The sequence below is a fragment of the Enterovibrio norvegicus genome, assembly GCF_002876705.1.
Lineage (GTDB): Bacteria > Pseudomonadota > Gammaproteobacteria > Enterobacterales > Vibrionaceae > Enterovibrio > Enterovibrio norvegicus_B.
This window is the reverse complement of sequence record NZ_MDAG01000012.1, coordinates 1-15,741: the sequence shown is the minus strand read 5'-3', so window position 1 is coordinate 15,741 and position 15,741 is coordinate 1. Positions and strand designations below refer to the sequence as shown.

The window sequence follows — 15,741 nt, the reverse complement described above, 5'->3', positions numbered from 1 at the left end:
AAAAGAGTGAAATAAAGCCTAAAGCAACGGTCATTCATGCCGATACAAAAAAGGTATCCGATATGACCGTAGAGAATTATGCAAATTCACGCACTCGACAAAGCCAATTTAATCACAGATGTTCAGTTAGGCGATCAGCTTAGCCATGCTGTGACGCAAGGCCGTCGTTCGGATTTTGCCTTAATGCTTGCACTGCTCTCTGTGGATGCAACAGAAACCACCCCTATCGACCCTCCTTATCCAGAAAAATCGACAGATGCCGATTTACGAAAAGCGCTCAATCTTCCTGAGCCAGCTCGTCTTTCAGCGGAGGAGATTGATTACGATCTTTGTGGAAAACAAGCAGATGCCTTTCATCAATCAGGGATCGACAGTGCGCGTTTTAACCATTGCGTTTCACCTTCTGCACTACATTTTCCTGCATTTGGAACACATGATTTGGGCGAAGATGTGTACCATAACTTGTCAGGTCATCAGCGTAGAAAGCTAGCTGCTGAAAACCGCACAACTACCGAACTGGATCCGGTAAACCTTTATAATCAACTCGTTATCGCCAAACGCTACCAAGAGCTAAGCGCTCACGCCTAAAGCATTGATTATTAAACACTAAGCATCAGGCCCTATCACGTTCCCATCTCCACCTCAAGCTAGATTCCCAAATAAAACATAACTGTGATCACTTCCTAAAAAATCAACTTTGCACACAGTTTGCACACTCTTTTTTGCACATCTTCATACCACTTTCACGGATCATGGTCCAAGATTGTTATCCACCTCTTAAAAAGCTGGGTATAAGTTGTTAATGAAAGCAGTATAACAATGGATGTGTCGTAAATAGATAAGTAAGGTCAGACAATGGATATTGCCAAATCCGTCATTGTAATTACAGCAGCAGGAACACCAACAGGCCGCGCAATGGCCGAGCATTTCTGCAAACTTAGAGCGCGCGTGGCGTTGGTTGATACGGATTGCCAAAAACTTCAGGCAACCTATGAATCCTGTTTAACGGCGGGTGGCAGTTGTTATTCCTTCTTCCTGGAGAGCAGAGATGTGGATAACATTTCTTATCTGTTTGAAGAGGTAAACCGCGAAATGGGTGCGGTTGATGTTCTGATCAACTATTGGCAAGCCGGTGGTCTACCTTGTCTCTTGGCAAGCAGCGATACGGTCAATCAAACCATTGCAGATGTTGCATCCAATTTATACCTGTTCGGTCGCGGTGCCGCGTTCAACATGCTCGATACCGGACGCAAAGGTGTGATTGTTAATATTCCTGGTGTGCTGACAGACATGGAAGAAGAAATCACACTCGACAGTTCAAATGCGGTGATCCGAGGGCTTACACGAAGTTGGGCTCAAGAGCTTGAGCATGCGAATATTCGCGTTGGGGGCGTATTACCTCGTCTACGTCATAACGACAAAGGGCTCATTCATCATCACCCTGCCATTAACTACGACATGATTGATGGGGCTGCGTATATCGTAGAAAACGACAGCTTTACAGGTCGTATTCTCGAAGCCGCCAGTTGAACGCAACGCAACGTAAGAAGAAAAGATAAAAGAGACGCGTCTCATCCTTCATTTCAATGCATTCGATGCACTTCAATGAAAGTTTCCCATAAAAAAAGCCCGCATCATGCGGGCTTTTTTTCTAAGAGTCAGTCAGCGAATTACGCTTTAGCTGCTTCTTTCTTTGTTTTTGCTGCTGGTTTCGCTGCTTCTTGGTCTGCTTTCTTCTTGATAACAGTTGTACCTTCGAAAGTCTCACCTTCAACAAATGCGTTACCGTAGAAAGATGCAACCAGTACTTCTTTCAGCTCGGTGATCAATGGGTAGCGTGGGTTTGCGCCAGTACATTGGTCATCGAACGCTTCTACCGCTAGTCCATCCAATTTCGCTAGGAAGTCAGACTCAGATACACCCGCCGCTTGGATAGACAATGGGATATCTAGGTTTAGTTTCAACTCTTCCAACCAAGCAAGTAGGCGCTCGATTTTCTGTGCTGTGCTGTCACCGATTTGCGCTAGACCCAAGTGCTCAGCAACTTCTGCGTAGCGACGACGTGCTTGTGGGCGGTCGTACTGAGAGAATGCTGTTTGTTTTGTTGGGTTGTCATTCGCGTTGTAACGAACCACGTTAGAAATCAGTAGTGCGTTCGCCAGACCGTGTGGTAGGTGGAACTCAGCACCAATTTTGTGCGCCATTGAGTGACATACACCTAGGAATGCGTTAGCAAACGCGATACCTGCGATGGTCGCTGCATTGTGTACTTTCTCACGAGCGATTGGGTCAGTTGCGCCGTTCGCGTAGCTTGATGGTAGGTATTCTTTCAGCATCTTCAGAGCTTGAAGCGCTTGACCATCAGAGTACTCGTTCGCAAGAACTGATACGTATGCTTCTAGTGCGTGAGTCACTGCATCGTAACCACCGAATGCGGTTAGCGACTTAGGCATGTTCATCACTAGGTTTGCATCTACGATTGCCATTTGTGGTGTCAATTCGTAGTCAGCCAGTGGGTATTTTGCGCCAGTCTTGTCATCAGTAACAACCGCGAAAGGTGTGACTTCTGAACCCGTACCTGAAGTGGTTGTGATACAAACCAATTCTGCTTTTTTACCCATTTTAGGGAATTTGTAGATACGTTTACGGATGTCCATGAAGCGCATTGCTAGTTCTTCGAAATGCGTTTCTGGGTGCTCGTACATTACCCACATGATTTTCGCTGCATCCATCGGTGAACCGCCGCCCAATGCGATGATTACGTCAGGTTGGAAGCTCTGCATTGCTGCAGCACCTTTCTCTACAACAGACAATGTTGGATCGGCTTCTACTTCGAAGAACGTCTGCACTTCCATGCCTTGTGCTTTCAGCAACGCAACGATTTCGTCAGAGTAACCGTTGTTGAACAGGAAGCGGTCAGTCACGATCATCGCACGTTTCTTGCCTTCCAAATCGCCAAGTGCGATTGGTAGGCTACCACGGCGGAAGTAGATTGATTTCGGTAGTTTGTGCCACAGCATGTTTTCAGCTCGCTTCGCTACAGTCTTCTTGTTGATAAGGTGCTTAGGACCTACGTTCTCAGAGATAGAGTTACCACCCCAAGAACCACAACCCAACGTCAGTGATGGTGCAACATTAAAGTTGTACAGGTCACCGATACCACCGTGAGTGGTTGGGATGTTGACAAGGATACGCGCCGTTTTCATCTTGTCACCGAAGTAACGGATACGGTCTTGGTTAACGTCTTGGTTCGTGTAAAGACCAGACGTGTGGCCGATACCGCCGATTTCAACCATGGTCACTGCTTGAGCAACAGCATCTTCGAAATCATCAGCGCGGAACAGACCCAGTGTTGGAGACAGTTTCTCATGTGCGAACTCGTCGTCATAAGACACTTTACCTAGACCTTCACCGATAAGTACTTTGGTGTCAGTTGGTACAGTTACGCCTGCCATTTCAGCGATCTTAACTGCTGGTTGGCCAACGATCTTCGCGTTAAGCGCACCGTCGATAAGCAGGACTTTACGCACTTTCGCTGCGTCGTCTTTGCTTAGTACGTGACCTTTGTGAGAAGCAAAACGTGCTTTCACTTCGTCGTAAACAGAATCAACAACGATTGCCGCTTGCTCAGAAGCACACACAACACCGTTATCGAACGTTTTAGACATCAGAATAGAAGCCACTGCGCGTTTCACGTCAGCCGTTTCATCGATAACAACTGGCACGTTACCTGCGCCTACACCGATAGCAGGTTTACCTGAAGAGTAAGCCGCTTTAACCATGCCTGGACCGCCAGTTGCAAGGATAAGGTTGATGTCATCGTGCTTCATAAGAAGGTTAGACAATTCTACAGATGGCTCGTCGATCCAACCGATGATGTCTTTTGGTGCGCCAGCAGCAACTGCAGCATCAAGAACCAGCTTCGCAGCGTCGTTCGTTGAGTTTTTAGCACGTGGGTGTGGCGAGAAGATAATACCGTTACGTGTCTTCAAAGAGATAAGAGATTTGAAGATAGCCGTTGAGGTTGGGTTGGTGGTTGGAACGATACCGCAGATGATACCTACTGGTTCAGCGATAGTGAAAGTACCGAACTCGTCGTTTTCTTCCAAGATGCCGCAGGTTTTTTCGTCTTTGTATTTGTTGTAGATAAATTCAGAAGCGAAGTGGTTTTTAATAACCTTGTCTTCGACAATACCCATGCCAGATTCTTCGACAGCTTGTTGTGCCAGAGGAATACGGGCGTTGTTAGCAGCTAGAGAAGCAGCACGGAAAATCTTATCAACTTGCTCTTGTGAGTAAGTTGCGAATTCTTTCTGCGCTTTTTTTACGCGCTCAACCATTGCGTTGAGTTCAGCTACATTAGTTACAGGCATAGTTGTCTCCTACATACCTAAAGTTTGAAAATTATTTAGTAACTACATGCTCGTTTTGTTAGAGGCCTAAGCATCACACTTCCTCAGTGAGCCTTGGCAAGCATTTAGTAAATAACTTTCAAAACCGATTATAGATTTTCACAAACTCAGGAAATTGATCAGGATCATATGTAGTAAACTTTCATAAATATTTTCGTTTATTGTACGTTTACTAGACAGATCGTAGGCTATCATTGGCTTTATTTGCCAATTCCCACAACAAAACCACGGGAATGTAACACACTGCTTTCGTGGCTCATACACATGTATAACTACTTTCAGTGACATTTGTTGAATAAGTTATTTTAATGTGATCAATGTCATATTTATTCCAGTGCCAAACCGCGTAAGCTCAGCTTTCCAATGTCACTATCTATCTGTTTTAAATATATTTAAATTATTTCCTTTGCTTATATCCATGAATATCTTATTCAATAAATTCGTTGCTAGACGATCCCTCGCTATCTAGCAATTGGCATTTAATAATTCGACGCTATACTAGCGCCGATGATTGAGATATTTGCGATCGAAATCAGATTATCGTGTCACCCATCGAGTCATTGGAATGAATAGCATCGAGCTTGTAATATTTTTTCAATTTTTCATTGGTCTGTTTGCCGCTGTAAATCCACTGGGCATCATGCCGATATTTGTGTCTTTGACTGCGCACCAAGACCCTGCTGAACGCAACAAAACGGCTTACACTGCAAGCCTTGCTGTTGCCGCCATCTTGATTGTTTCTCTTTTAGCGGGACAATTGTTGTTGGATCTTTTCAGCATTTCGCTAGATTCGTTCCGTGTTGCTGGCGGCATGCTGTTAGTCAGCATTGCCTTCACCATGATGAGCGGTAAGCTCGGCGAGGTGAAACAGAACAAGCAAGAACAATCAGAGTCCATCAGCCGCGAGCAGATTGGTGTCGTTCCCCTCGCAATGCCGCTATTGGCAGGGCCGGGAGCCATCAGTTCCACCATTGTGTATTCTTCCCGCTATCCGAGCTCGTTAGATACCTTGGGGTTAATTGGTACCATTAGTTTTTTCTCTGCGGGTATTTGGGTACTGCTGCGCCTTGGCCCATCCATTGTTAAGTTCTTGGGTCAAACTGGCATCAACGTTATCACCCGTATCATGGGTCTTATCCTTGGTGCGCTGGGTATTGAATTTATTGCGAATGGGATGCGAGCGCTCTTCCCCGGTCTTAGCTAATCGGCTTCAGGCACGGAATGCGTCTCTTCCCTTTCTAAACACAAAAAGGAGCCGTAAAGGCTCCTTTTTTATTTGGTTTGTCCGTTAGCTAACCGTTAGAAGTTGTAACGAATACCGGCTTGGAACTGATCATCGTTTTGTTTGCCATCAAGACGATTGAACTCGTAACCCGCATAACCCAAGAAGTTATTGGTTACGTTATAAACCCCTTCGATCGCATGGTAATCAACTTCGTAATCAGAGATCTTCGCTTTATCGTCCGCATCACGGTTGTTGTAGACATAGCGGAAGACGAAATCGTCTAGCGTGTAAGCGGCTGCGATTTCATAACCGTCAACATCCACGTTGTCGATTTCGCCCGAGACGTATATACCGCCCATGTAGAAATCACCCACAGCGTAAGAAGCAACCACGTTCATTTGGTTTGCATCAACGTTGTTCACACCTAACGCTTGCTTGCCATCTACGTAACCTACACCAAAGGCAAAGCCAATCGGATCGTCATAGATCAGTGAAAGACCCGCGCTGTCATTGTCCTCTTCATCAGAGGCAATGTAGTTAGCAGTCGCTGTCACACCAAAAGGAATTTCAAGCTGGTAAACAAAGTTGTTTTCACGCTTGTCTTGGTTGCCTTCCACAAGATCTGAGGCACTGCCCCCGAACGTTTCCATGATGTCAGTCACGTCAGTCAGAATGACCTGAGCAGAGTCCTGTTTACCATAGGAAAACGCACCGAAACCTGTCGCAACACCTGCGTACATGTATCGGTTTTCGATATCCGATGTATTGGACTCTGAGGTAAGTTCACCTTCGTAAAAACCAAACACGGAGACATCTTCATTGACGCGGGTTGTGCCATCAATGTAGATACGTGCTCGGCTGATATCCTCAAAAGAGCTATCACCTGGGTTAACTTCGTTTGCATCTGAAACGTTAAAACGCGGTTCGACTCGGCCGCCTAAAAGTAGAGAAGAATCGTCATTGGAATACACCTCAAAGGCAAATGACGAAGTAGAAATGAGCGTGCTCAGTAGTGTTGTAGAGAAAATAATTTTGTTCATTGCTGCTGTCCTTAAAGACTTATCGTTAATCTCTTTTCCTAGAGAGCAACATCAAAAGTTTCCGTACCGCTCAATCGGACGAACCCCACCTGACCACAAGACAGGGCTCAAAAACCTTTCACGTTGACTACCGACATCATGGGATATGCAGGATTTTTTCTTGTTCTATCTTTGAGAAAATGACATGTTTTCCATACGAAAATTATCTGGCTTTTTAGTCAACCCAAGAAATTCATACACTTAAAGATGAAAACACTACCAGATTAGAAAATACATCCGATTTCACTGATTTAATGGATGTATTCATGGTGATAATGAATTGTTAAATTTATTAATGCAGCATGTTTCACTTTTTCGACGTTCTCAACCAACTGTCCGTTCTTCTTACACAACCCATACCCCCTCCAAAAAGCATGAAAATAAAAAATGGACATAAAAAAACGGAGCCTAAGCTCCGTTTCGTGTTTTTTTTCGACTTAGTGGTCGTGGTTACTTACGACGCCACGTTGTGCCAGCGGCACCATCTTCTAACACAATACCCATGTCGGTCAGTGCATCTCGCGCCGCATCAGCAGCAGCCCAATCTTTGCTTGCACGCGCATCATTACGCGCTTTAATTAGACCTTCAATTTTCGCAACTTCATCATCATCGCCACCCGCAGCGTTTCCTTGAAGGAAAGCTTCAGGTTCTTGACCCAACAAACCAAGCACGTCTGCCAACTGACGCATACGCACAGCCAGTTTCGCAGCAGAAGTTTCATCTTCCGCTTTTAGACGGTTGATTTCACGCGCCATATCAAACAGCACGGAATAGGCTTCTGGTGTATTGAAGTCATCATCCATTGCTGCTTTAAAGCGCTCAACAAATGCCTCGCCGCCTTCGGCAACAACAGACAAATCAAGTCCACGTAACGCGGTGTATAAACGCTCAACGGCAGCACGTGCTTGTTTGAGGTTTTCTTCGCTGTAGTTCAACTGACTGCGGTAGTGACCTGACATCAAGAAGTAGCGCACGGTTTCAGCGTCGTAATGACCCAAAACATCGCGAATGGTAAAGAAGTTACCCAGCGATTTTGACATTTTCTCGCGGTCAACCATCACCATGCCACTATGCATCCAGGTATTTACATACTGGGTATCATGGGCGCAGCAAGATTGTGCGATTTCGTTTTCATGGTGTGGGAAGGTTAAATCTGAGCCGCCACCGTGAATGTCAAAATGATTACCAAGGATTGCTGAGTTCATCGCAGAACATTCGATGTGCCAGCCCGGACGACCAGCGCCCCACGGAGATTCCCATGTTGGCTCACCCGGCTTAGACATTTTCCACAACACGAAATCCAGTGGACTCTTTTTCGCTTCTTCAATATTAACGCGCGCACCGGCTTGCAACTGGTCCAAATCTTGACGAGACAACTTGCCGTAATCATCAAATTTCGCGACTTCAAACAGTACATCACCATTTGACGCAACGTAGGCATAGCCACGCTCAATCAGGCGTTCAACCAACTCGATGATTTCAGCAATGAATTCAGTCGCACGTGGTTCGATGTCTGGGCGTTTCATGTTCAATGCATCAAAATCTGCGTGCATTTCGCCAATCAAACGGTTGGTGAGTGAATCACAGCTTTCACCGTTTTCTGCAGCACGTTTGATGATCTTGTCATCAATATCGGTAATGTTGCGGACAAACTTCAGGTCATAACCCAAAAAGCGCAAGTAGCGAGACACCACATCAAAAGACACGAACGTGCGACCGTGGCCGATATGACACAAATCGTAAATGGTAACCCCACACACATACATGCCAACTTTGCCTGGCTCAATCGGTTTGAATTCTTCTTTCTGTTTGGTGAGAGAGTTATAGATTTTTAACATGGTTGTCGAGTTACCCATTACAATTATTAGCTAAACACTAGAGATGTATACGTAAGCAACCTGAAGATACTGAATGCAGGTTACTTGAATACATATTACCTCAAGACACAGGGTTTCAAAAGGTGGTTAGGTGTTCGATTTGAAGGGTCAAATCAACAGGATCCAACACAGTCTATGATTATTTTTGTACTCAACACCTTCACGAAAATATACAAGGGCGATGAATCAGACAGAATTACGTAGCAACATGAAGACCACGCCACCATCGGAAGGGCTTTTTCGTCGTAATCAGTTGAATGTCGCGCCCGTTGGGATAGAATCAAACGTCTAAGCGAAAAGCTAATTAAATTAGGAACAAAACATGGTTACGCTTCATACCAATTTTGGTGACATCAAAATCCAACTTAACACTGAAAAAGCGCCACTTACGTCAGAAAACTTCCTGCAGTACTGCCGTGATGGTTTCTACAACGGCACGCTTTTCCACCGTGTCATCGACGGTTTCATGATCCAAGGCGGCGGTATGGCGTCTGGCATGGAAGAGAAAGAAACTGGCGCGTCTATCAAGAACGAAGCAAACAATGGCCTAAGCAACGCGATTGGTACCATTGCAATGGCGCGTACGATGGAACCGCATTCAGCGAGCTCACAATTCTTCATCAACGTGGGTAACAATACCTTCCTAGACCACAAATCTGAGTCTATGGACGGCTGGGGTTACTGTGTGTTCGGTGAAGTGGTTGAAGGCATGGACGTTGTTAACAAGATCAAAGGTGTTGCAACGGGTAAATGGGGCTACGTACACCAAGACGTGCCTGTTGAAGAAGTGCTGATCAACAGCGTAACCATCGAAGAATAAGACAATGAGGGGCAGCAAGGTTACTTGCTGCCCTCTTTCCTATGACAGTACTTTTTATATCAGATCTTCATCTCAGTCCTTCTCATCCTGAAATCACCGATTGTTTTTACCGTTTTTTAAACGATGAAGCGCCTCTCGCATCCGCCCTTTATATTCTTGGGGATTTGTTTGAAGTGTGGGTAGGTGATGACGACGACGTTCCGCTTCATCACGAAGTGGCAGCCGCACTGAAAGTGCTTTCTGACAAAGGCGTTGCTATTTACTTCATTCATGGAAATCGCGATTTCATGATAGGTAAACGTTTCGCAAAAGCGTCAGGCATGACCTTACTGCCTGAACATACCGTGATTGATTTGTTCGGAAAACCCACCCTGATTTTGCATGGCGACACCTTATGCATTCAGGATGAAGGGTATCAGCGCTATCGAAAGAAAGTGCATAACCCTTTTGCGCAGTGGCTATTCATGCGTCTCCCTCTGTCTTACCGCAAAAACATTGGCAGTAAGATCCGTAAAGGCAGCACAGAGAGCAACCAGCAAAAAGCCGAAGACATCATGGACGTTGATCATGACGAAGTCTCACGCGTAATGGCGTCAGAAAATGTAATGACAATGATTCATGGTCACACACACCGCCCAGATATTCATACCTTCTCAATCGGCAATGATCTCGCGCAACGAATCGTTTTAGGCGATTGGTATACTCAGGGCTCGGTACTTGCCTGCACCAAAGACGGCTGCAAGTTAGAAACACGGTCGTTCTAGCCGAAAACTCCCTCAAAATTAGATGCCCTCAAATTCATAGTGTTTAGAAAAGTATGAATTTGATCATTTAATTTTCGACGCGAAATATCAGTCTTTATTGGCACTCTCACTTTTAAGACATCAAATACACTTATCAGGTGTCCCTAATTCATAGGCATTTTGGCTTTATATGAGTTCTAACATTGCACGACAGGCTATTTTTAATCGACAAAATCAACGCATTGGGTATGAGTTGCTTTTTCGAGATGGTCGCTGTGATACGTTTCCTCTCGTTGCCGCGGAATATGCCACAGAGATAGTGCTCAACGACCTCTTTGTGTCAGGGAAAAAATCCGTCAAAACCGTCTCAGACGGACAGCCTTGTTTCGTTAACTTCTCTTATCAAAGCCTAATCAATGGCACTGCACTCAACTACCCGCCGAAAGATCTGGTGATTGAAGTGCTGGAAAATTGTGTACCTGATACTGTGCTATTCGATGTGTTGGTTGATTTGAAAAACCGCGGTTATCGCATCGCCTTTGACGATTTCAACCCTTGCGATGCCTGGCGTCCCTTCCTGCCGTTGGCAGACATTGTGAAGATTGACTTCCGTGCGCTCTCCCATGAGACCATCAGCCGCTTTGTCTTAGAGTACAAATCAACGCCTGAGTTGCTGCTTCTTGCGGAAAAAATAGAAACCGCTGAGGAGTTGCTATTCGCGCGTAAACTCGGGTTCGACCTCTTCCAAGGTTACCAACTGAGTAAGCCTGAGCGGATTCCATTTAGCGACGTTGCCGAGCATGTTGCAGAACACGTGGCATAGGCAGCACAGGCTGTTAGCCATATGAACACACAAAAAAGGAGCCACATCAGATGGGCTCCTTTTTTAATGCCGTTGTTTCAGGTATCAAACGCTGTTTCACGCATTAAATGCTACTTCATGGTTGGCATAATAAAGTCGGCATTGGCACGAATGCCGGTTGGCCAACGCGCCGTGATCGCCTTGCGTCTCGTATAAAACCTCACGCCATCAGGGCCATGCATGTGCAGTGGGCCAAACAAGGAGCGCTTCCAACCGCCAAAGCTATGGAATGCCATGGGCACAGGAATTGGCACGTTCACACCGACCATACCGACTTGAATCTCATGACAGAACTGTCGCGCAGCATCGCCATTTTGAGTGAAAATAGCCGTGCCGTTACCAAATTCATGTTCATTAATGAGTTTTACGGCTGTGGCGTAATCCGGCACACGCACGATCGCAAGAACAGGGCCGAAGATTTCATCACGATACACCGTCATGTCTGACGTGACATTATCGAACAAGCAGCCGCCAAGGAAGAAGCCATCGGCGTTATCTTCATCCACATTTTCCGCCTTAACGCCACGTCCATCGACAACCAAGGTCGCGCCTTCTTGAACACCCTGTGCTACGTAGCCTTCCACTTTTTTCAAATGTTCAGCGGTGACCAAAGGCCCCATTTCCATGCCGTCGATAGTGCCGTTGCCCACGCGTAACGCTTCAACTTTCGGTGTCAGTTTTTCAATGAGTGCATCAGCAACATTGCCAACAGCGACCGCCACGGAAATTGCCATGCAACGTTCTCCCGCAGAGCCATAGGCCGCGCCCATTAAGGCAGCAACCGCTTGGTCAAGATCCGCATCGGGCATCACCACCATGTGGTTTTTCGCGCCGCCTAACGCTTGAACTCGCTTACCGTGCGCAGACGCTGTGCTGTAGATATATTCTGCAATCGGCGTTGAACCGACAAAGCTGACAGCGTGCACATCTGGGTGTGTCAAAAGCACATCCACCGCTTCTTTGTCGCCATTCACCACGTTAAACACACCATCTGGCAAACCCGCTTCTGTAAGGAGTTCCGCAATGCGTAACGTCGAGCTCGGATCTTTTTCAGAAGGCTTCATCACGAAGGTGTTGCCACACGCAATGGCGATAGGAAACATCCACATGGGTACCATGATGGGAAAGTTAAACGGTGAAATACCCGCAACGACACCCAAAGATTGATTGAGTGACCATGCATCAATACCGGCACCAATTTGTTCCGTCATTTCGCCTTTTAATAGGTGCGGAATACCACAGGCAAACTCCACCACTTCTAGCCCACGGGTCAGTTCGCCTTTTGCATCATCAATCACTTTGCCGTGCTCTTGGGTGATCAAAGCGGCAAGCTCATCAATGTTTTCTTCCACCAGCGCTTTGAATTTGAACATGACGCGCGCACGTCGCAGTGGCGGCGTTTCAGACCACGCGGGAAACGCCGCTTTCGCAGACGCCACTGCGGCAGCTGTTTCACTTGCAGACGCAAGGGAAACGCTTCCCGACACTTGTCCGGTCGCTGGGTTATACAATGATTGGCTTCTCTCGCTCGCGCCAGTGTATTTGCCGTCGATATAGTGTGTTACTGATGTCATGTCCGTCTTTCCCTCAGCAATGGGCACAATCAAGATGCCGATTTAATGGCTTTTTCTAATGTAGTGACGATTTGATCAATGTGTTTAGATTCCAAAATCAGCGGCGGTGACAGCGCAATAATGTCGCCCGATGCGCGCACTAAAACGCCATCTTGGAAGCATTGAGTAAACACCTCATAACCGCGCTTCCCTGCACCCTTAGCACTTGGCGAGAACTGCACACAGCCAATAAGCCCTGTGTTTCGCACATCAATGACATGATCTAGCCCAGCAAGAGAATGCAACGCGCTTTCCCATTCAGTCTCCATGTGGCGAGAGCGTTCGAACAATTTCTCGTCACGGTAAATATCAAGTGTGGCCAACGCAGCGGCAGCCGCTACAGGGTGACCTGAATACGTGTAACCGTGGAAAAGCTCGATGGTATCTTCAGGGGCTTGCATACAGGTTTGGTAAATCTTTTCACTCACGAGCACAGCCCCCATCGGAATCGCACCGTTGGTAAGGGCTTTCGCGGTCGTAATAATGTCTGGCGTGACATCCCAGCGCTGTGCAGCGAACGCATCGCCGACACGACCAAACCCTGTGATCACTTCATCAAAGATCAGCAAGATGTCGTGTTTAGTGGTGATTTCACGAAGGCGTTTTAGGTAACCCACAGGCGGCAATACCACTCCGCCGGAGCCAGACATTGGTTCAACCATGACTGCAGCGATGTTTTCAGCACCATGTTTCTCGATGAGGGTTTCCAACACATCGGCTTTTTCTATGCCGTGCGTTGGCAATCCTTTTGAGAAAGCGTTGCGTTCAATATCTAAGGTGTGCGGAAGGTGATCGACATGTGGGAGCAATTGGCTGCTAAATGCATTGCGATTGTTGGCCATGCCGCCGACAGAGATACCACCAAACCCTGTGCCGTGGTACCCCAGCTCTCGACCAATAAATAGAGTGCGGTTTGCTTGCCCTCTTGCACGCTGATACGCCAGTGCAATTTTTAACGCCGTATCACCTGACTCAGATCCCGAATTGGTAAAAAAGACGCGGTTCAAATCCCCCGGAGACATCTCTGCGAGACGCTGAGCAAGCTCATAAGGAAGGGGATGACCCATTTGAAACGTAGGGGCGTAATCGAGCTCAGAAATTTGTCGGCTGACCGCCTCCGAGATTTCGCGACGGCTATGTCCTGCATTACAGCACCAAAGCCCTGCTGTCCCATCAAGCACTGAATTTCCGTCTACATCCGTGTAATACATGCCCTCGGCTTTCGCTAACAATCGGGGCGTCGACTTAAATTGACGGTTAGCCGTAAACGGCATCCAGAAGTTATCTAACTGTGCATGTGCATTGTTCGGGTTCTGCTCTGCCATAATCAGGTGTCCTTTCCGCTTTACGTTGTTAACGAGTTGTTGCTGGGCGAGTAATATTTGCAATACTATGTCAAATATAACGAACAGTAAACACGCCATATCGATTATAAATTGAACAAAACAGGCCAATTGTAAAATATTTTGAAATGGTGCACAGTGAGCGAAGAGTGCGTTAAACACATGGATTAGAGAGGCAATTATGTCGTCGTTATCATCACGCAATGATTGGGAATCTTACGCCAACCGTCTTGAAATTCGCGGTCAGGCTTTTATCGATGGTGAGTACGTCAATGCTGTATCGGGAGAGACTTTCCCCTGTTTAAGTCCCATTGACGGACGTTTACTGTCTGATGTCGCCAGCTGTGACACTGACGATGCGAATAATGCGGTCGCCAGCGCACGCCATGTTTTTGAGAGTGGTGCTTGGTCTCAACTCCCCCCTGCTGAACGAAAGAAAGTCGTTATTCGATTCGCGGAATTAATTGAAGAAAACCGTGACGAATTGGCGCTGCTTGAAACCCTCGACATGGGTAAACCCATCCGCTATTCCAAAGCTGTCGATGTGTATGGCGCTGCACGTGCTATTCGTTGGTCAGGGGAAGCGGTCGACAAGATTTACGACGAAGTTGCGCCCACGCCACACAATGAAATCGGTATGATCACCCGAGAACCTATTGGTGTCGTCGCGGCCATAGTGCCTTGGAACTTCCCCATGCTCATGGCGTGTTGGAAACTCGGCCCTGCCCTTGCCTCTGGCAATTCTGTGATCCTTAAACCGTCAGAGAAATCCCCCCTTACCGCGCTGCGTTTGGGCCAATTGGCCTTAGACGCTGGCATGCCTAAAGGCGTGTTGAACGTATTGCCGGGCTTTGGGCACACCGTAGGCAAAGCGCTCGCGCTGCACATGGATGTCGATACCTTGGTCTTTACAGGTTCGACGCGCATCGCCAAGCAATTGATGATTTATGCGGGCGAATCCAACATGAAACGCGTGTGGTTGGAAGCGGGCGGTAAAAGCCCGAACATTGTTTTTGCTGATGCGCCGGATTTGGATGCGGCAGCAGAATCCGCCGCCTCAGCCATTGCCTTCAACCAAGGCGAGGTGTGCACCGCAGGATCTCGCCTTCTCGTCGAAGCCTCTATTAAAGATGTGTTTGTTGAAAAGGTGGTTGCGGCACTAAAAGGCTGGCAACCCGGTCACCCGCTCGACCCTGACACGCAGGTCGGTGCCATGGTGGACCAACAACAACTGGATACGGTGCTTGGCTATATCGGCAAAGGCACAGACGCAGGCGCAAACCTTGTTTGCGGTGGTGCGAGAGTGATGGAAGCATCTGGCGGCTTGTTTGTTGAACCCACTGTGTTCGATAACGTGAACAATGACATGAGCATCGCGCGTGAAGAAATCTTCGGCCCCGTGCTGTCTGTGATTACCTTCGATACCCCAGAGCAAGCCATCGCGATCGCCAACGATACCGACTACGGCCTCGCTTCGGCGGTGTGGACGTCGGACATCAGCAAAGCACACAAAACCGCAAAAGCCCTGCGCACTGGCATGGTGTGGATCAACCACTACGACGGCGGCGACATGACCGCACCGTTCGGCGGCTATAAACAATCCGGCAACGGCCGCGACAAATCACTCCATGCGTTTGAGAAATACACGGAAGTGAAAGCAACGTGGATTGCGTTGTAGCGATAGTAGAAATCGTACGGGAATAAAAACGGGCAGTGGATTCACTGCCCGTTTTTGTTTGGGGGGAAGAGGTACGAGGTACGAGGTA

The 15,741-nt window shown here is 47.2% G+C and carries 12 protein-coding genes; 7 read left to right on the top strand and 5 right to left on the bottom strand.

Translation table 11 applies throughout. The features are described from left to right. Positions 1–78 precede the first annotated feature (78 nt). Together BCT27_RS07065 and BCT27_RS07060 are read left to right on the top strand one after the other, a co-directional pair. Positions 79–588, top strand: a complete 510-nt coding sequence (locus tag BCT27_RS07065) for a VC2046/SO_2500 family protein (protein ID WP_102395384.1) — start codon at positions 79–81, stop codon at positions 586–588. 267 nt (positions 589–855) lie between these two features. Next, positions 856–1,530, top strand: coding sequence for an SDR family oxidoreductase (locus BCT27_RS07060; RefSeq protein WP_102316681.1), 675 nt, complete (start codon positions 856–858; stop codon positions 1,528–1,530). Positions 1,531–1,670: 140 nt separating this feature from the next. Here BCT27_RS07060 and adhE read toward each other — a convergent pair whose 3' ends face one another. Beyond that, the gene (gene adhE / locus BCT27_RS07055; RefSeq protein WP_102316680.1) at positions 1,671–4,373 is read right to left on the bottom strand and encodes a bifunctional acetaldehyde-CoA/alcohol dehydrogenase; all 2,703 of its coding nucleotides are present in this window, start codon (positions 4,371–4,373) and stop codon (positions 1,671–1,673) included. Positions 4,374–4,977: 604 nt separating this feature from the next. Here adhE and BCT27_RS07050 point away from each other — a divergent pair. Beyond that, positions 4,978–5,616, top strand: a complete 639-nt coding sequence (locus BCT27_RS07050) for a YchE family NAAT transporter (protein ID WP_102395383.1) — start codon at positions 4,978–4,980, stop codon at positions 5,614–5,616. A gap of 95 nt (positions 5,617–5,711) precedes the next feature. Here the strand turns inward: BCT27_RS07050 and BCT27_RS07045 are convergent, their stop codons facing one another. Both BCT27_RS07045 and cysS read right to left on the bottom strand, forming a co-directional pair. Then, positions 5,712–6,677 (bottom strand): porin, encoded by a 966-nt coding sequence (locus BCT27_RS07045; protein ID WP_102395382.1) that lies wholly within the window; start codon positions 6,675–6,677, stop codon positions 5,712–5,714. 489 nt (positions 6,678–7,166) lie between these two features. Continuing rightward, complete coding sequence (gene cysS / locus BCT27_RS07040; protein WP_102316677.1) at positions 7,167–8,555, bottom strand: cysteine--tRNA ligase; 1,389 nt, start codon at positions 8,553–8,555, stop codon at positions 7,167–7,169. A gap of 361 nt (positions 8,556–8,916) precedes the next feature. On the opposite strand from cysS, the gene BCT27_RS07035 reads away from it, so the two are divergent. The 3 genes from BCT27_RS07035 (at position 8,917) to BCT27_RS07025 (ending at position 10,980) form a co-directional block, all read left to right on the top strand. Beyond that, the gene (locus BCT27_RS07035; RefSeq protein WP_102316676.1) at positions 8,917–9,414 is read left to right on the top strand and encodes a peptidylprolyl isomerase; all 498 of its coding nucleotides are present in this window, start codon (positions 8,917–8,919) and stop codon (positions 9,412–9,414) included. Positions 9,415–9,455: 41 nt separating this feature from the next. Further along, positions 9,456–10,178, top strand: a complete 723-nt coding sequence (lpxH, locus tag BCT27_RS07030) for a UDP-2,3-diacylglucosamine diphosphatase (RefSeq protein ID WP_102391863.1) — start codon at positions 9,456–9,458, stop codon at positions 10,176–10,178. 169 nt (positions 10,179–10,347) lie between these two features. Next, a complete protein-coding gene (locus BCT27_RS07025) occupies positions 10,348–10,980 on the top strand; it encodes an EAL and HDOD domain-containing protein (protein ID WP_102391864.1) in 633 nt (210 codons plus the stop codon). A gap of 110 nt (positions 10,981–11,090) precedes the next feature. Here BCT27_RS07025 and BCT27_RS07020 read toward each other — a convergent pair whose 3' ends face one another. Then, positions 11,091–12,593 carry a CoA-acylating methylmalonate-semialdehyde dehydrogenase gene (locus BCT27_RS07020; protein WP_102395381.1) on the bottom strand — a complete coding sequence of 501 codons (1,503 nt, stop codon included), beginning with the start codon at positions 12,591–12,593 and terminating at the stop codon, positions 11,091–11,093. A 29-nt stretch (positions 12,594–12,622) separates the two neighbouring features. Then, a complete protein-coding gene (aptA, locus tag BCT27_RS07015) occupies positions 12,623–13,957 on the bottom strand; it encodes an omega-aminotransferase AptA (RefSeq protein WP_102316672.1) in 1,335 nt (444 codons plus the stop codon). Positions 13,958–14,156: 199 nt separating this feature from the next. Here aptA and BCT27_RS07010 point away from each other — a divergent pair, with 199 nt between their 5' ends. Next, positions 14,157–15,653 (top strand): aldehyde dehydrogenase, encoded by a 1,497-nt coding sequence (locus tag BCT27_RS07010; RefSeq protein ID WP_102391867.1) that lies wholly within the window; start codon positions 14,157–14,159, stop codon positions 15,651–15,653. The last annotated feature ends 88 nt before the right edge of the window (positions 15,654–15,741 follow it).